17 protein-coding genes are annotated in these 16391 nt (G+C 68.7%); 12 read left to right on the top strand and 5 right to left on the bottom strand.

Going from position 1 to position 16391, the window contains the following annotated elements; translation table 11 throughout:
* Window positions 1-15: 15 nt before the first annotated feature.
* Both ACFFR3_RS32390 and ACFFR3_RS32385 read left to right on the top strand, forming a co-directional pair.
* Window positions 16-606 (top strand): TetR/AcrR family transcriptional regulator, encoded by a 591-nt coding sequence (locus ACFFR3_RS32390; protein WP_345391652.1) that lies wholly within the window; start codon window positions 16-18, stop codon window positions 604-606.
* A gap of 98 nt (window positions 607-704) precedes the next feature.
* Entirely contained in the window at window positions 705-1010 is a 306-nt protein-coding gene (locus ACFFR3_RS32385) for an antibiotic biosynthesis monooxygenase family protein (protein WP_345391649.1), read from the top strand.
* A 44-nt stretch (window positions 1011-1054) separates the two neighbouring features.
* Here the strand turns inward: ACFFR3_RS32385 and ACFFR3_RS32380 are convergent, their stop codons facing one another.
* Window positions 1055-1828, bottom strand: coding sequence for an IclR family transcriptional regulator (locus tag ACFFR3_RS32380; RefSeq protein WP_345391646.1), 774 nt, complete (start codon window positions 1826-1828; stop codon window positions 1055-1057).
* A 134-nt stretch (window positions 1829-1962) separates the two neighbouring features.
* Between ACFFR3_RS32380 and ACFFR3_RS32375 the strand changes: the two genes are divergently transcribed.
* The 7 genes from ACFFR3_RS32375 to ACFFR3_RS32345 all read left to right on the top strand — a co-directional run bounded on the left by ACFFR3_RS32375 (window position 1963) and on the right by ACFFR3_RS32345 (window position 8595).
* Window positions 1963-3213, top strand: coding sequence for an ABC transporter substrate-binding protein (locus ACFFR3_RS32375; protein ID WP_364367068.1), 1251 nt, complete (start codon window positions 1963-1965; stop codon window positions 3211-3213).
* Window positions 3214-3459: 246 nt separating this feature from the next.
* Window positions 3460-4224 (top strand): carbohydrate ABC transporter permease, encoded by a 765-nt coding sequence (locus ACFFR3_RS32370; RefSeq protein WP_364367065.1) that lies wholly within the window; start codon window positions 3460-3462, stop codon window positions 4222-4224.
* On the top strand, window positions 4224-5054 hold the full coding sequence (locus ACFFR3_RS32365) for a carbohydrate ABC transporter permease (RefSeq protein ID WP_345391634.1): 831 nt from the start codon (window positions 4224-4226) through the stop codon (window positions 5052-5054). Before ACFFR3_RS32370 ends, ACFFR3_RS32365 begins: the two co-directional genes overlap by 1 nt.
* Window positions 5055-5061: 7 nt before the next feature.
* Window positions 5062-6243 (top strand): mandelate racemase/muconate lactonizing enzyme family protein, encoded by a 1182-nt coding sequence (locus ACFFR3_RS32360; RefSeq protein ID WP_379484375.1) that lies wholly within the window; start codon window positions 5062-5064, stop codon window positions 6241-6243.
* A complete protein-coding gene (locus ACFFR3_RS32355; RefSeq protein ID WP_345391630.1) occupies window positions 6240-7433 on the top strand; it encodes a fumarylacetoacetate hydrolase family protein in 1194 nt (397 codons plus the stop codon). The genes ACFFR3_RS32360 and ACFFR3_RS32355 overlap by 4 nt, the downstream gene beginning before the upstream one ends.
* Before the next feature lie 95 nt (window positions 7434-7528).
* Window positions 7529-7945, top strand: coding sequence for a hypothetical protein (locus tag ACFFR3_RS32350; RefSeq protein ID WP_379484374.1), 417 nt, complete (start codon window positions 7529-7531; stop codon window positions 7943-7945).
* Between the two features lie 35 nt (window positions 7946-7980).
* Window positions 7981-8595 (top strand): DUF6461 domain-containing protein, encoded by a 615-nt coding sequence (locus ACFFR3_RS32345; protein ID WP_345391626.1) that lies wholly within the window; start codon window positions 7981-7983, stop codon window positions 8593-8595.
* 27 nt (window positions 8596-8622) lie between these two features.
* Here the strand turns inward: ACFFR3_RS32345 and ACFFR3_RS32340 are convergent, their stop codons facing one another.
* The 3 genes from ACFFR3_RS32340 to ACFFR3_RS32330 all read right to left on the bottom strand — a co-directional run bounded on the left by ACFFR3_RS32340 (window position 8623) and on the right by ACFFR3_RS32330 (window position 12195).
* A complete protein-coding gene (locus ACFFR3_RS32340; RefSeq protein WP_379484373.1) occupies window positions 8623-9519 on the bottom strand; it encodes a CPBP family intramembrane glutamic endopeptidase in 897 nt (298 codons plus the stop codon).
* Between the two features lie 179 nt (window positions 9520-9698).
* Window positions 9699-10592 (bottom strand): TIGR03564 family F420-dependent LLM class oxidoreductase, encoded by an 894-nt coding sequence (locus ACFFR3_RS32335; RefSeq protein WP_345391620.1) that lies wholly within the window; start codon window positions 10590-10592, stop codon window positions 9699-9701.
* A 46-nt stretch (window positions 10593-10638) separates the two neighbouring features.
* Window positions 10639-12195, bottom strand: a complete 1557-nt coding sequence (locus ACFFR3_RS32330; protein WP_379484372.1) for an alpha/beta hydrolase — start codon at window positions 12193-12195, stop codon at window positions 10639-10641.
* A gap of 188 nt (window positions 12196-12383) precedes the next feature.
* Between ACFFR3_RS32330 and ACFFR3_RS32325 the strand changes: the two genes are divergently transcribed.
* The gene (locus tag ACFFR3_RS32325; protein WP_364367040.1) at window positions 12384-13559 is read left to right on the top strand and encodes a sensor histidine kinase; all 1176 of its coding nucleotides are present in this window, start codon (window positions 12384-12386) and stop codon (window positions 13557-13559) included.
* On the top strand, window positions 13556-14227 hold the full coding sequence (locus tag ACFFR3_RS32320) for a response regulator (RefSeq protein ID WP_364367037.1): 672 nt from the start codon (window positions 13556-13558) through the stop codon (window positions 14225-14227). The genes ACFFR3_RS32325 and ACFFR3_RS32320 overlap by 4 nt, the downstream gene beginning before the upstream one ends.
* A 424-nt stretch (window positions 14228-14651) precedes the next feature.
* Here ACFFR3_RS32320 and ACFFR3_RS32315 read toward each other — a convergent pair whose 3' ends face one another.
* Window positions 14652-15026 (bottom strand): winged helix-turn-helix transcriptional regulator, encoded by a 375-nt coding sequence (locus ACFFR3_RS32315; protein WP_345391608.1) that lies wholly within the window; start codon window positions 15024-15026, stop codon window positions 14652-14654.
* Between the two features lie 183 nt (window positions 15027-15209).
* Here ACFFR3_RS32315 and ACFFR3_RS32310 point away from each other — a divergent pair, with 183 nt between their 5' ends.
* A complete protein-coding gene (locus ACFFR3_RS32310) occupies window positions 15210-16073 on the top strand; it encodes an SDR family oxidoreductase (protein WP_379484371.1) in 864 nt (287 codons plus the stop codon).
* The last annotated feature ends 318 nt before the right edge of the window (window positions 16074-16391 follow it).

The following is a 16391-nucleotide window of genomic DNA, read 5'->3' as shown; positions in this document are numbered from 1 at the left end:
GGTGGAGGAGGGCAGGTGCCGCGCATTCAAGCCCCTACTGTCGCCGAGCATCGGGCCGCCCAGCGCCGGGCGCTGCTCGACGCGGCCAGGGAGATCCTCGCGGAGACCGGCCGGCCCCCGACGCTGACCCGGGTCGCGGCCCGCGCCGGGCTTGCCAGGCCCAGCCTCTACCAATACTTCCGGTCGCCGGCAGACCTGCTCAACGCGGTGGTGGAAGACGTCTTCCCCCGCTGGTCGGCCAGGGTGGCCGCGGCGATGGACGCCGCGGCCACCCCTGCCGACGGCGTACTCGCCTACGTGCTGACCAATTTCGAGCTCATCACCGAGGGCGAGCACGCGCTGGCCACCGTCCTCGCCGAGGTCGTGCCGGGCGACACCATCGCCGAGCAGAGCCGTGCCATGCACGCGCAGCTCCTGGAGCCCCTCGTGGAGACGCTGCGCCTCCTCGGAGATCCCGCGGCGCCGGAGACGGCGGAAATGATCAACGCCATCGTCTTCGCCGGCTCCCGGCTGATCGAGTCCGGCACTGACCTGCAGACCGTCTGGGGGTCCGCACGGGGTCTGCTGGAGCCGTTCGTCCGCGCCGCGGACCAGACGACGCCCTGAGCACACCGCCGGAGGTGCGTCGCAGGGGCGGAACCATCTTGCCGACATAGCGTCGGTAAGATGGCGGCACCGGCAGGCTCAGTTCTCGGAGGAACGCCATGTACGTCGTTCACAACCGCATCGAAGTCACTCCCGAACAGGCCGCCTCTTTCGAGGAGACCTTCAGCGCCGGCATGCGCGCGACGCTCGCCGGGGTGCCCGGACTGCGGCGCAGCCTGCTGATGCGCCCGGCCAAGCCCGGTGACCCGTACGTGTCGACCATGGAGTTCGACTCGGCCGAGGATTTCCGCGCCTGGATGAAGTCCGACTCCTTCAAGGCCGCTCACTCCGACGTCGACGCGCCCGGCATGCAGGCCCCCTCAGCGATCGAACTGTTCGATGTCCTGGAGGACTTCTCAGCCTGAACCATGCCCTGGCGGCTCTCCGACGGGGTCCGGCAGGGCTCGTCTCAGCTCGCCGGCGTAGGCGAGGGCTGGGAGGTGAACCCGAGTTCCTGAGAGATCAGCGCCGAGGTCTCCAGCAGGAGCGGAAGTTTCTCCTTGAGCTGCTCCAAAGTGGCGATCACCTCGATCGCGGTCACGGAGACGGCCGCGATGACCTGTCCGCGCGAGTCCCTGATCGGCACGGCGACGCACCTGGCATAGGAGTCGTGCTCGCCGTCGTCGACGGCCCAGCCGCGTTCGGCGACGCGGGTGAGCTCGGCATCGAGGGATTCGCGATCGGCGAGGGTGGTGCTGGTGTACCGCTCGAAGGTGACGTGCGAGAGCAGGCGGTCGCGTTCCTCCTGGGAGAGGTGGGCGAGGATCACCTTGCCCACGGCGCTCGCGTGGATCGAGACGGCGCGGCCGATCCGTGACGGCAGCTTCACCGCGTCGAACGCGGGGCTGTCCACCTTGTCGACATAGATGATCTCGTCGCCGGTCAGCTGTGCCAGGTGCACGGTATGGCCCGTCTGCCGCTGCAGCGCGCGCAGGTGCGGGGACGCGAACTGACGTAGGTCCATGGAGCCGAGCGCGAGCTCCGACAGCTCGATGAGCCCGCTGCCGAACACGTACGTCCCCGCGCCCGTCTTACGCACGAACCGGGCGTCCTCCAGCGTCTTGAGGATGCGGAGGGCCGTGGATTTGTGGACGCCGAGCACGTCCGCGGCCTCGGAGAGGGTCAGTGGATGCTCCGCGGTCAAGCGGATCAAATCGATCGCACGCCTGATCGTTTGCGCCACCTACGCCTCCTTTGCGTTGCGTATGTTGCAATGTAGCGCATGACCTGCGCAATCGCTACTTGACACCGTTGCACATGTCGCTACGATCGTTGCAATTCCGACAGGAAGTTACGAGTCATCACTCTGGAGTGCAAATGAGGCTGCATCGCGTTCGCCGGAGCATGGTCGCGGCGGCCGGCGTCACCTGTATGGCCGCCGCCCTGTTGACCGGCTGCGGCTCCGACGGCGGATCCACCGAAGGCGGCGTGACCAAGCTGACGTTCGCCGCCTCGACCCTCGGCGACCCCGGCAGAGGCCCGCTCCTCACGAAATGGCTCGAGGAGTTCAACAAGAGCCAGAACAAGATCCAGGTCTCTCCGGCCGCGGTGCCGTACCCGACCTTCGGCCAGACCGTCCTGACCCAGATGGGCAGCGGAAAAGGGCCCGACTTGATCCGCTTCGACATGCCGGAGTTCGAGTCCGCCGCGGATGCCGGCCTCATCGCACCGCTCGACGACCTCATCGACGTCAGCAAGTACGACCTGATCAAGCAGCCTGACCAGTTCATGGTCCATGACGGCCAGCGTCACGGGATCATCTTCGAGGCGTCGAACTACGCGATGTTCTACAACGCCGACCTGATCAAGAAGCCGCCCACGACCTACGAGGAGTTCGTCAAGACGGCCAAGTCGCTGACCAAGGGCGACACCTACGGCCTGGCGTTCCGCCAGACGGAGGCCGAGGAAGCCGGTGTCTGGCAGGACATCTTCAACTACGTCTACGGCTTCGGCGGCGCGTGGTCGGACGGCCAGAAGCTGACGATCAACTCGCCCGCGAACCTCAAGGGCCTGCAGGCGTTCAAGGACCTGTACGACGCCAAGGTGATCCCGCGCGGCACGGACGCGGCGACGTTCCGCCGCATGTTCGCCGAGGGCAAGGTCGGCATGGAGCTCAACAACGGCGGCTACGTGACGGCGACCCGCGGCCAGAACGCCGACCTGAACTTCAACGTCGCGCCCATCCCGTTCCCGGTCCGCAAGCAGGGCGCGATCCTCGCCCCCATCGTGATCAACGAGGCGAGCCCGGCCAAGGAGGCGGCGGCGACCTTCATCAAGTGGACGCTTGAGCCGGAGAACCAGGTCAAGCTGCAGGAGATCCTCGGCGCCAGCAGCGTGGCGACGGTCACCAAGCGAAGCCCTGAGCAGCTCAAGGAGACGCCGTTCCTGACCGTCTTCGACGACCTCACCGAGACGAGCCTGCCGCAGATCGTCCAGGGGTTCGAGGCGCAGACGCCGGACATCCGGAAGATCGTCGTGCAGAACGTGATCGCGGCGCTCCAGGGCACGGTCGACCTCAAGACCGCACTGGACCGCGCTCAGCAGCAGGCGACCCAGCAGGTCGGCTGACCGGACGACACCGCCGGCGAGCCCCTCCCGCCGGCGGCGTCCTATTTCTCTTAAGGACCACATTCGATGACCGCGCTGGAACAACAGCAGCTTCCAGGGCCTCGAACCGGGACCCGGCGTCGAGGCAGCCCTCTGGGGAGCAAGTGGACGCCCTATTTCTTCCTGGCCCCCGCAGCCCTCTTCATCCTGGTCTTCCAGGTCGTTCCGCTGGCGCAGGAAGTCTTTCTGAGCTTCACGCGAACCTCGTTGCTGAACCCCACACACAGCACCTGGGTGGGGTTCGACAACTACACCCGCATCTTCGGTGATGCGGAGTTCCGCCGTACCCTCCTCATCACCCTCATCTACGTCGTCGTGTGCGTCGTCGCCGCCGTGGGCACCGGGCTGGCAGTCGCCCTGCTGCTCAACAAGGGCTTCAGCGGCCGGGGGCTGGCGCGGGCACTGGTGACCATTCCGTGGGCGGCGCCCGGCATCGCGGTCGCGCTCATCGCGATCTGGATGCTCAACCCGGACTACGGCATCGTGAACCGCTTCCTTGACGCGGTCGGCCTCGGCGTCCCCGGCGGCGCGATCCTCGACAGCCCGCGATACGCGCTCCCCGCCATCCTCGTCACGACCATCTGGCAGCTGTTCCCGTTCACCTCGGTGGTCCTGCTGTCCGCGCTGCAGGCTGTCCCGTCGCACCTCACCGAGGCCGCGATGATGGACGGCGCGGGACGATGGGCGACCTTCCGCGCCGTCACCTGGCAGTCCATCAAGCCGACCGTCGGCCTGCTCGCCGTCCTCATGACCATCTGGTCGCTGCGGCGGTTCGAGCTCATCTGGCTCATGACGAAGGGCGGACCGGTCGGCGCGACCCAGACGCTGGTCATCGACCTCTACTCGCAGGCCTTCGACTCCAAGCAGCTCGGCTCGGCGGCGGCGGTCGGCATGGTCGGTGTGATCATCTCGCTCATCGTCATCGCCGGCAGCCGGTTCGTCGCCCGCGCCGCTGAAAGGGAGGCCGGCTGATGAGGCTGCCCCGCATCGGTCTGACCCTGCGGATCGTCGGTGTTCTCGTCGTGCTCGGGATCGCCGTCTTCCCGCTGTACTGGATGTTCGTCACCGCGCTGTCCGGCGACTCGGAGCTCTTCGCCGCCGAGGCCCGGCTCGTCCCCGACTTCTCCCAGTTCGGCGTCTTCATCGACGCGCTGGCCGAAGGCAAGGCGGCGACCTGGCTGCGCAACAGTCTGGTGATCGCCGCTGGCACGACGATCCTCTCGATCGGTCTCGGCATCCCGCTCGGCTACGCCCTGTCGCGATTCTCGTTCCGGGGCAAGGTCCTCATGACCGTCGTGCTGCTGTTCACGCAGATGCTTCCCGAGGCGCTCATGGTCGTGCCGCTGTTCGCGCTCTTCCGGCGATTCGACCTCCTCGACTCCCTCGGCGGGCTCATCCTGGTCAACTCCGCCTTCGTCCTGCCGATCGTCGCCCTCATCCTCAAGGGCGCCTTCGACGGCCTGCCCCGTGAGATCGAGGAGTCCGCGCGGGTCGACGGAGCACGACCGCTCACCGTGCTCACCCGCATCAACGTGCCGCTGATCGCCCCCTCACTCGCCGCCAGCGCGGTCATCGCGTTCTTCCACGCCTGGAACGAGTACGTCTTCGCCGTGACGTTCATCTTCACTCCCGAGACGCAGCCGGCATCGGTCGGCATCGCCAACTTCATCGGTGAGCTCGGCACGCCCATCCAGACGGTCATGGCGGTCTCGTTCCTGTTCACGGCGCCGGCCGTCGTCTTCTACCTGTTCGTCCAGAAGTATGTGGTCGCCGGCATGACCGCCGGGGCCGTGAAGGGCTGAGCCGCACGTGAAGATCACCTCAGTCGACACTCTCGTCGTCGACTTCTACCGCACCAATCTCGTGATCGTCCGCGTCTCGACGGACGAAGGAATCGTCGGACTGGGCGAGGCGACCCTGGAGGGCAAGGAACGCGCCGTCCAGGGCGCCGTCACCGAACTGGCCGAGGCCGTGATCGGGCTGGACCCCACCCGCATCTCCGGCATCCTGTACGAGCTGGCCAGGGACTGGTACTGGCGAGGCGGCCCCGTCGTCATGACCGCGCTGAGCTCGTTCGAGATGGCGCTGTGGGACATCTCGGCACGGGAGCTCGGCGTCCCTGTCTTCCGCCTGCTCGGCGGCGCCACCCGCGACCGGGTGCGCGCGTACGCCAACGGCTGGTTCTCCGGAGCCGCCACGCCCGAGGAGTACGCGGCCGCCGCGAGGAGGACCGTCGACAGCGGCTTTCGCGGTCTCAAGTGGGACCCCTTCGAGAACTTCGACCTCACGATCACCCATCGCCAGCTGGACCGCGCGCTCGCGCAGATCGACGCCGTCCGCTCCGCCGTCGGGCCCGACGTCGAGCTGTTCATCGAGGGCCACGGCCGGTTCGACGTCACGCACGCCATCAAGATCGCGCGGGAGATCGCGCAGTTCGACCCGGTGTTCTTCGAGGAGCCCTGCCCTCCGGACAACCTCGACGCCCTCGTCGACATCCGCCGGGCATCGCCGGTGCCCATCGCCGCGGGGGAGCGATGGTTCGGACGGCAGGGTTTCGCGCCGGCGCTCGCCCGCCAGGCGGTCGACTACGTCCAGCCTGACGTGACGCACGCCGGCGGCATCGCCGAGCTGGCCTTCATCTCGACGCTCGCCGCGACCAGCTACGTCGGGTTCGCGCCGCACAATCCCAGCGGACCGCTGAGCACGGCGGCGTCGCTGCAGCTCGGGGCCGCCCTGCCCAACTTCCGCTACCTGGAGATCATGGCCACCGACGTCCCATGGCGCCCGGAGGTCACCAACGAGAGGCTCGTGCTGACGGAGGAGGGCGACATCCTCGTCCCGACCGGGCCCGGTCTCGGCATCGAGCTCGACCTCGAGGCGATCGCGCGGCATCCCTTCACCCCCCACCCCATGCGCTTGTTCCAGGACGCCGTCTTCGACATCCGGCCCCCCGACGAGCGGTCCTTCTTCAACCTGGGAGACGGCGAATGAGCCTGTCATCGTCCGATGAGCGCGCCTGGTTCGGGACGGCCGCGGACGCGCTGCCGGACGATGCCGCGGACGCCGTCCTGATCGGGCGGATCTGGGATCCCCTCGCCGAAGGGCCCTCACCCGTGGTGGTCCGCGACGGAGAGGTCATCGACGTCAGCGCGGAGTTCCCGACGATCCGCGACATCTGCGAGCTGCCGGAACCCGCTGCCGTGGTCTCCGGGCTGAACGGCCGGCACGTCGGCGCCTTCGCGGACGTGCTCGCCAACACCGGGTCCCCTGCCCGCGACCGTACCCGGCCCTGGCTGCTCGCACCGGTCGACCTCCAGGCGCTCAAGGCCGCCGGAGTGACCTTCGCCGTCTCGATGATCGAGCGCGTCATCGAAGAACGGGCCGGCGGCGACATGGCGCGCGCGGCGGACATCCGCCGCCGGATGCTCGCCGGCGTCGACCTGCACGACCTCACGCCAGGTTCCGAGGAGGCGGCACGGCTGAAGGCCCTGCTGGTCGCCGAAGGCATGTGGAGCCAGTACCTGGAGGTCGGGATCGGCCCTGACGCCGAGATCTTCACCAAGGGCCAGATCCTGTCCGCCATGGGCACCGCGACGCCCGTCGGGGTGCTCGCCGCCTCGACATGGAACAACCCTGAGCCCGAGGTGTCCCTCGTCGTCCAGTCGAGTGGCCGGATCGTGGGGGCGACGCTCGGCAACGACGTCAACCTCCGGGACGTCGAAGGCCGATCCGCGCTCCTGCTGCCGATGGCGAAGGACAACAACGCGTCCTGCGCGCTCGGCCCCCTCGTCCGGCTCTTCGACGAGCGGTTCGACCTGGACCACGTACGCGGCCTCGCGGTGCGGCTGGACCTCGAAGGCGAGGACGGCTTCCGCCTTGAGGCGGTCTCGGAGATGTCGCGGATCTCCCGCGATCCGGAGGCGCTGGTACGGCAGCTGATCGGCCCGCACCATCACTATCCCGACGGCGCGGTCCTCATGCTCGGCACGATGTTCGCCCCCATCCAGGACCGCGACCACCCGGGCGAGGGGTTCACCCACAAGACCGGCGACGTGGTGCGGATCAGCTCTCCCGCACTCGGCACCCTGGTCAACCGCGTCCAGCACGCCGAGGACTGTGCGCCGTGGAGCTTCGGGATCCGCGACCTCATGGGAAATCTCCACAGGAGAGGGCTTCTGTGAGCACACTGTCCTGCCCGGGGCGTCCTTCAAGCGGCGAGAAAGGAGAGTGAAAGGCGGGCCTGGAAGGGTCGTCACGTCTCCAAAGAGAGGTGAGCATGACGATCCACACCCCCGCGCCAACCGGCACCACGCGTCGGCCGGGACGGCTCGGCCCCCTGATGATCGGCCTGATCCTGGGCGTCGTGTTGTGCGCAGGGGCGATGATCGCCATGCGCTGGCCCGCCCAGCAGACCCTCTACACCGACAAGCAGCCGGGCACGGTCGCGTACGACGACGACTCCTCGCACGTGATCGCGCTCATCCGCGATCACTCGCTGCTGGAGGACTCCTATCGCCTGTACGCGGGACGCGATCCGTCGCTGCACTACGGCCACTTCGTCGACCTCGACCTCCCGGGCATCGCCGACAAGCCGGTGCAGTCCACACAGTGGACTCCGGAAGGCGTACGGATCCGCTTCGGCACCGGGCACGAGCTGTTCGTCCCCGCCGCCTCCTTCACCGGCGGCCGGTAGGGGACTGCACGGTTCACTGCTGCGAGGATGCCGAGATGGCCCCGAATGCAGTGGACTACTCATGGTTCAACGACGATCGGTTCCCCGACCTGGCGGACTCCTACTGCTTCACTCTCGTCCGTGACCTGACCCCCGAGGCACTGATGACTCGCCTCGGCGCCAACGTCGAAGCGGTGTCTCGTAAGACGCTCGATCAGCTGATCGATGCCTCCTACTCCGGTCCCGGCCCACTCGGCACCTGGGATGGCCACCTCTTCGGAGCCGCCTCCATCGGCGGCTGGGTGCTCATGGTCGAGGTGAACGGGCATCTCGGCGTGAACAGGAAGGCCATCGTGCCGTTGTCGGCCGGTACGCGACTCGTTTCCCATTCCCGTAACGTCAACGCGGTGGGCCACTTCCGCTGGGTGGAGGACGGGGAGATCCGCCTCTCCTTCGACCCGCTCTTCCCGTCCTTCCGCCACGGCAGCGCCCCGGACGAACTCGTGGAGATGATGCGACGAGTCGGCTTCGGCCTCGGCGACGACATCGATCGCGGCACCCACGACCAGGCGGCGTTCGCCCTGGCCGAGCACCTCACCGGAGTCGAACTGACGCCACAGTTGCTGGAGGAGTCCACGTATCTGTGCGGCCTGGCGCCTCGATCCCGGTGAGCAGCCCGGCAAGCCGGCCTCCCTCCATCAGGTGGAGAGCTTGGCGCGGTGCGGGCGGGGCCGGATCCGGCCGGTGCGGGCGGCCCGCCGCAGCAGGAGGATCGTGGGCACCATGCAGATCAGCAGTGCGAAAAGGCTGGCCTCGGGGCCGAAGGCGCCGCCGGTCAGTGCGGACGGGCCGGACAGCGTGACGTTCAGCAGGCCCTCGGACTGTACGGCCGATCCGGAGACCGTGACACCGAAGATCCCGGCCTGGGTGAAGTTCCAGGCGAAGTGCAGGCCGATGGGCAGCCACAGCGAGCGGGTCGCGATGTAGGCGGCGGCCAGCATGACTCCGGCCGTCAAGGCGATCGCGAACGCGCCCCAAAGGGTGGCGTTGGCGTTGATCAGGTGCATCGCACCGAACAGCAGCCCGGATACGACCAGGGCGATCACCGTTCCGGTACGTTCCTCCATGATGCGGAACAGCACCCCGCGGAACAGCAGTTCTTCGGTGACGGCGACGCTCGCCATCAGGCCCGCGGCGCCGAGGAATCCGCCGACGGAACCCCAGGACACCTCCTGCCAGCCACCGAACACCGCGATCACCGCCATCAACCCGGCGAACATGCCGAGCCCGATCAGCGTCCCGCGCCGCAGCTGGGACCATCGTCCCGTCCTGCCGAGTTCGGGGATGTCCGGGCGGAGCTCGACGACCCGGCACAACCAGCGATAGCAGGTCAGAGCGGCGATGGCCAGGCCGACCCCCACCGGCAGGGCGAGGACCGGTACGGGCAGGACGAGTTGGGTGATCCCGCCCGCCACCACCATCACACCGAACAACGCGATCAGCAGGACGGGGAACCGGAACCTGCGCCATCGGCCGCGGCCCGTGGTGGAGGCGGCTTGCGGGAGGGTATCTTCCGGGTGCTCCGGAGACGCCACGATCGTGATCCTTTCGCGTGAGTTTCCGCGGTGTGTTCCGCGGCTGAAAGATGAGGGATCGGAGCCGGTGGAGCGCCCGGCACCGTACTCGGCGGTCAGGTCGGCATGAGTTTCACCCGCGTCCAGCACGGGTGTGCCGTGCTCTCGCTCGGACCTGCGCCGTTCTGGTCCGGCCGGTCCTACCCCGCGAGGTCGGCCAGGAGTGCGGTGCTCCGGGCCTGTTCATCCGCTGATCCGAGAAGCATCACCACGAGTTCCGTGGCACCGGCATCGAACAGCCGGTCGATCTGCCGCTCGACGACGATCTCATCACCGATGACGACCGTGTCCTGAGGGCCTGCGGCGCGACCTCGGTCGAGCACGGCGCGGTAGCTGGGCAGCTGCCCGACCATCCCGAAATTCTCGGCGACCCACTGCCGGCGATCGTCCTCGTGCGAGGTGACGCAGACGACCGTGGAAACGACCACACGGGGCGTACGCCGACCCGCCGCACGGGTGATCGCAGGAACGATGTGGTCGGCGAGAGCCGCCGCATTGGCCCACGTCGTGATGGTTCCATCGGCCAGTTCTCCGGCCACCCGCAACATCGCCGGGCCGAGTGCGCCGACGAGCACGGACGGCGGCGCCGCTGCCGCGATGTCGACCGCGCCCGCGGCCTGGAGCGTCTCGCCCTTGTACGTCACCGTCTCGCCCTTCAGCAGTGGAACCAGCGCGGACAGGTACTCGCGGAGGTGACGGACAGGGCGGTCGAAGGAAAGGCCGTACTGCTCTTCGATGATGTGCCGGTGGCTGACACCAAGCCCCAGGCTGAGCCGGCCGCCGACCGCCTCCTGGACCGTCAGCGCCTGCGCCGCCAGGGTCAGCGGATGCCGGGGGTAGCTCGGCACCACCGCCGTACCGAACTCGATGCCGGACACCTGGCGCCCCGCCACCGCCAGCGTGGTCAGCGCGTCCCTGCCGTCGCGCTGGCCCAGCCACACTCCGGCGAAGCCCGCCGTGGCCGCGGCGCGAGACTGATCGACGATCACGTCGAGGGACGGCCCCTTCTCATCTACGAACAATCCGATGCGCATCAGAATCACCTCGAGATCAACAGTGGGCGTGTCGTCGGCACGACGGTCAGCGCCGGGGGCCGTCGCAGGAGGCGTCCTTGGCCGGCAGGGTTCCCTTGATCAGGAACGCGACGGTGGCCTTGTCGGCGCAGGTCGATCCGGTGCCGTAGACGAAGTGGCCGCCGTGCTCGACGCCGAGGAAGCCGGCGCGGTCACCCAGGGCCCTGCGCATTCCCCGGCCCGCGGCCCACGGTGTGGCGTTGTCGCGGCGGTTCTGCAGGATCAGGATGTTACGCGCACCGCGCGAGGTGATCTTGACCACCGGCTCGATCGGCTTCTGCGACCAGAACGCGCACGGCAGGATGTTGTTGGGCATGCCCGCGCTCAGCGGGTACTTCGCGCGGGCGGCCGCGGTGGCGTCGGCGTAGGAGTCCACCTTGCGCGACCAGGTGGTGTCCCCGCAGAGCATGGCCAGGACCATGGTGGCCTGGTTGTCCGCCGGCACGCCCTTCGTTGCCGGGGTGTCGGCGAGAACCTGCCGGAGCACGGCGACGTCCGCGTCCGCCGGGGCCTTGCCGGCGGACAGGTCGGCCGCCGCCTTCCAGAACCGGGTGAGCGGGGGGAGCGTCTCGTTGTGCTGCAACATCTGGTACGTGACGCCGCGTAGCAGCGCACCGCTGATGGCCACCGAGGCGCCTGGCATCGTGGCCGGCTCGCGGTCGAGACGGTCGGCCAGCGCGAGGAAGGTGTCGGTGACCTCGTCGGCGGTGGCGCCCAGCCCGAGGTCGGCGTCGTTCGCCGCGGCCACGCGGGCGGCGTCAGGGAACCGGTCGTTCATGCCCTGGTTCCAGGTGTTCAGCATCTTCGCCCACACCTTGGCCGGGTCGACGTTGCCCTCCAGCACCATCCGGTCGGTGTTGCGGGGGAACAGTGAGGCGTAGACCGCGCCGAGGTAGGTGCCGAAGGACTGACCCCAGTAGGAGGTCTTCCGCGCCCCGAGCGCCTGGCGGATGCGATCCATGTCGCGCGCTGTGTTCGCGCTGTTGAAGAAGCGAAGCTTGGCACCGATCGTGGCGCACTGCCGGGCGACGGCGCGCGCGGTGGTGACGTTGCCCTCGATCGAGCCGCCGGCGCCGGGGTAGGGGAAGATGGTGAGCAGGCTGCTGCCGGACAGACCGCAGCTCATCGGGGTGCTGTGGCCGACGCCGCGCGCGTCGAACCCGATCAGATCGTAGGAGTCCCGCACCTTCTTCGGGAGCGTGCGTGCCATCTGGCCGGGCATGTCGAGGCCCTGCAGTCCCGGACCACCCGGGTTGAACAGCAGGTTGCCGCGCTTCTTGCCGGGCTTGGCGGTGGCGATCCTGGAGACCGCGACGGTGATGGTCTCCCCGCCGGGGCGGCGGTAGTCCAGAGGCACCTTGACCGTGCCGCAGGTCTGCCTGGGGTCTCGCCTGGCGCCCGGCGCGGGTTCCGGGCACTTACCCCATTTGATCGAAGTCTGGACGTGACCGGCGGCCGCCACGGCCCTGGCGTCGGCCGGTTGGCCGCCGATCACCGCCCCCGTTGCCGCGACCGCGGTCAGGGCGCCGACGGCGGCGACGCGTACGCGGATGGTGTTTCCCATGGTGCTGTCCTCCGAATGACCGATGTGCCGCGATCTGACTTCGCGGTTGACCGTGGTTGCCGGCCGCTGATGAGAAAGGTAGAAGTGGACGGCCCTGTCCCGAATCACTGCGTTGCGGACATTGCGTGTAGCTCACATGAGGGACAAGCGCGGCAATAGCGGGATCAGGGATCGCTAGGCTCTGACCTATGTCGGGGACCTGTGCCAGCGACCGGTCGCGGAGGTTGCGGAAGCTGCGGCGCCTCTACGACGCCACGGTGTGGGACCGGTGGCTGGCCGTCGTGTGCACCGGGCTGGCGTTCGTGCCGGCGCTGTCGATCATGAGCGTCGAGTTCGGCGACCGGTCAGGACGTCCGGCCGACGCGTTCCAGATCGTCCTGATCCTGGCCCAGACGCTGCCTCTGGCCGTGCGGACCCGATGGCCTGCCGCGTGTCTGGCGATCAGCGGCACGGCCTTCGTGCTCCACGAGACGCTCGGCTACCCGATGCAGTTCGGCACCGTGACGGTGTACATCGCGCTGTACTCGGTGGGCGCGCACCAGGAGCGATTCCGGCGCGTCGTCGCCGCCGTGGCATCGGCCGCGTACGTCGCCCTGTGCGTGGCCATCGTTCTGCTCGGCTCACCGCCTTTGCAGAGCGACTTCCTGATCTTCTACCTGCTCTTCGCCGCGTGCTGGCTGGTCGGCGCCTACGTACGCGGGCAGCGGCTCCAGGAGGCCGAGCGACGCAGGCTCGCCGCCGAGGCCGCGGCCGCCGCCGAGCGGGCGCGCATCGCGCGGGAGCTGCACGACGTGGTGACCCACCACGTCACCGGCATCGTCGTGCAGGCCGACGCCACGCAGTTCGTGGCCACCTCGCCGGAGCGGGTGGTCACGGCACTGTCCACGATCGGCGGCGCCGGCCGCCGAGCCCTGGCCGAACTGCGGGCTCTGCTGGACGTGCTGGAGGCGACCGGAGAGCCGGCCACACCCGTCGTGGGCAGCGTGCGAGACCTGGTCGAACAGACCCGCAGCGGCGGCCAGCCGATCGAGCTGGTGGAGGACGGCGACCAGCCGTCGCTTCCGGCCGGCGTGAGGCTGGCCGTGTACCGGGTGGTGCAGGAGGGCCTGACGAACGCCGTCAAGTACGCCGAAGGCCGACCCACCACCGTTCGCATCGGATACCGGGACGACCGGGTGGAGGTCGAGGTGACGAACGCCGCCGCCGCGGTCCCCGTCGGCGCGAGAAGCAGCCTCTCCGGCGGGCGCGGCCTGGCCGGACTGCGCGAGCGGATCGGCGTGCTGGGCGGCTCGCTGGCCGTAGGCGAGCAGCCGGACGGCGGTTTCCGAGTCTCCGCGTCGATCCCCGTGGGCGGTGCCGAATGACCATCCGTGTCGTGATCTGCGAGGACCAGGAGGTCGTCCGTACCGGCTACGCGACGGCGTTCGACGCGCAGCCGGACATGGCGGTGGCCGGCGTCGCCGCCGACGGCCCTGCCGCGGTCGAGACGGTCACCAGCCTGAAGCCCGACGTGGTGATCATGGACATCCACATGCCGCTGATGGACGGCATCGAGGTGACGAGGCGCATCGCCGGCCCCGGTGTCGTGGCGCCGCCGAAGGTACTCGTGGTGACCACGTTCAACGTGGACAAGTACGTCTACGAAGCCCTGCGCGCCGGAGCCAGCGGCTTCCTGCTGAAGGACGCCCCTCTACTGGAGCTGGTGAACGGCGTCCGCACCGTCGCCCGCGGAGAGTCCCTGCTGTCCCCCACCGTGACCCGTACCCTGATAGGTCGCTTCGCCGACCGCCTCCGTCCGGCCGCCCCCACCCCCGACGAGGACCCGCTGGCCGTCCTGGCTCCCCGCGAACGCGAGGTACTGCGGCTGATCGCCCGCGGCCTCTCCAACGCCGAGATAGCCGCGGAACTGGTCATCAGCTTCGAGACCGTCCGAACCTACGTCTCCCGCATCCTCACCAAACTGGACCTACGCGACCGCGTCCAAGCCGTGGTCTTCGCCTACCGCACAGGCTTTGCCGACGACGACCGCTGAAACCCTTCCGAGCCGACCGGCAGGCGAACCCCGGACCGGGATGCCCGTCAGGTCTCCCGGCTCGTACCGAAGAGCAACCAACGGCGTGCCTGCGTCTCGCCGAAGGCCCCCGAGAGCGCAGTTCGGATGAGTGTGGAGAGGTAGGGCGCCCGGGGCTCGAACCCGGAACCCGCACCACTTCGGAGTACTCGGCAGACGCGGTCCAAACCAGCGGACGATCATGATGTTGGACAGTTGGACGCAGGTCGCTGGTTGAACTGCTGCGTGAGAGTGAAATCACGCTGAACGTGGAGGCGGCCGTAGTTTCAGATGGTGCGTATCTGAGGTTGAACTCGTGATGTCGCCGGGTGGCTTAGGTGGGTCTGATTGTCGGGCCGGTCTCGGCGAGGCGGCCGTCCATGACCAGACCGCCGGCCGCCGCTGATTACCTGGTGCGCTCAGCGCGGTTGTCGTACTCTTCGCGGGCGGTGATGACTTCTTCGATGTGCAGCACGGACCACTCCGTGAGCGCCTTCAGCGGTCCCCGTAGCGTCTGGCCGAGCGCGGTCAGCTCATACTCCACGTGCGGCGGCACCTCTGGGTAGACGGTCCGGCTGACCAGCCCGTCGCGTTCGAGGGTGCGCAGCGTCTGGGTGAGCATCTTCTCGCTCACGCCCGCCAGCGCCTGCCGGAGATGACCGAACCGGGAGGTCCCGTTCCGGCCGAGTTCGCCCAGCACGAGGACCGCCCACTTGCTGCCGATCTGGTCGAGCAGGTCCCGCGACGGGCAGCCGCGCTCGTACGGATCGAATGACGGCATGGGCCCGGTCACATTCTCGACAGCAGCCATACGGCTCACCTCGATGCTTTCGCTGCGGTAAGTACCCTACCAAGAAGTGGCTACTCCCCAATAGAGAGTATCCAGGTCATTCTGTGTTCCATCCCGCGGCGGACGGACCGCGGCAGGCGTGCGAGGCACGCGCGGAAGGAAGGAATGACCATCATGCCGATCGTCGTCACTGGAGCCACCGGCCAGCTGGGCAGGCTCACCGTCGAGGCACTGCTGCGGCGCGGGATCCCGGCCGCGGACATCATCGCGACCGGCCGGGACATCGCCGGGATCAAGGATTTGGCCGACCGAGGCATCACGGTACGCCGCGCCGACTTCGCGGACACGGACGGCCTGGCCGAGGCATTCGCGGGGGCGGACAGGCTGCTGCTGATCTCGGCCTCGGTCCCCGTGGGCGAGCGGGTCGCCAACCACCGCCGCGTGATCGACGCCGCGGCATCCGCAGGCGTGTCGCTGGTGGCGTACACGAGCACGACGCACGCAGACACGGCCACCACCATCATCGGTGCCACGCACAGGGAGACCGAGGCGTATCTGCGGGACCGCGGAATCCCCAGCGTGCTGCTGCGCAACGGCTGGTACTTGGAGAACTACACCAGCCAACTGCCGCAGATCCTGCAGAACGGCGCGGTCGTCGGCGCCGCAGGCGAGGGGCGGATCAGCGCCGCGTCCCGCGCCGACTACGCCGAGGCCGCAGCGGTCGTCCTCACCGCTGAAGGCCACACCGGCGCCGTGTACGAGCTCGGCGGCGACGAATCCTTCACCCTGACTGAGCTCGCCGCCGCGATCTCCGCTGCGGCCGGAAAGCAGGTCACCTACGCTGACCTCCCGGTGGCCGACTTCGCCCAGGTACTGGACGCCGCGGGCCTACCCGCCGAGCTGGCGGAGGTCCTCGCTGACGCTGACCGCGGTATGAACCGCGGCGAGATGTACACCGACTCTGGCGACCTGCGCCGCCTGATCGGCCGCCCGCCCGTGACCCTGGCCGAGGCGCTCGCGACCGCCCTGCATTACTGAGGTTTAACTCGTGATGTGGCCGGGTTGCTCAGGTGGGTCTGATTGCCAGGCCGGTCTCGGCGAGGCGGCCGTCCAAGGGCCCTCGTCGATGCTGGAATGCCCGGTGGACCGGGGCTGAGGTACGAAGTCCCGTGCGGCGGCGCGCAGCGCCGTCGCCTTGATCCCGATAAGAACAATTCGGCAGTGTGATCGGCGTGGCCGATTCCTTGAGGTTCATGTGACCGTGCCGGGACGGCGGTCAGTTTCGACGGCCGGCGCCGCGCGGGCCTCGCCGTCACGGGCTGTGGTGGGCTGCCGGGCGTGCCGGTCCTGATGCCC

The sequence above is a fragment of the Nonomuraea salmonea genome, assembly GCF_042428605.1.
Taxonomy (GTDB): Bacteria; Actinomycetota; Actinomycetes; order Streptosporangiales; family Streptosporangiaceae; genus Nonomuraea; species Nonomuraea salmonea.
The sequence above is the reverse complement of the archived record's forward strand: the minus strand, read 5'-3'. Positions and strand labels throughout refer to the sequence as shown.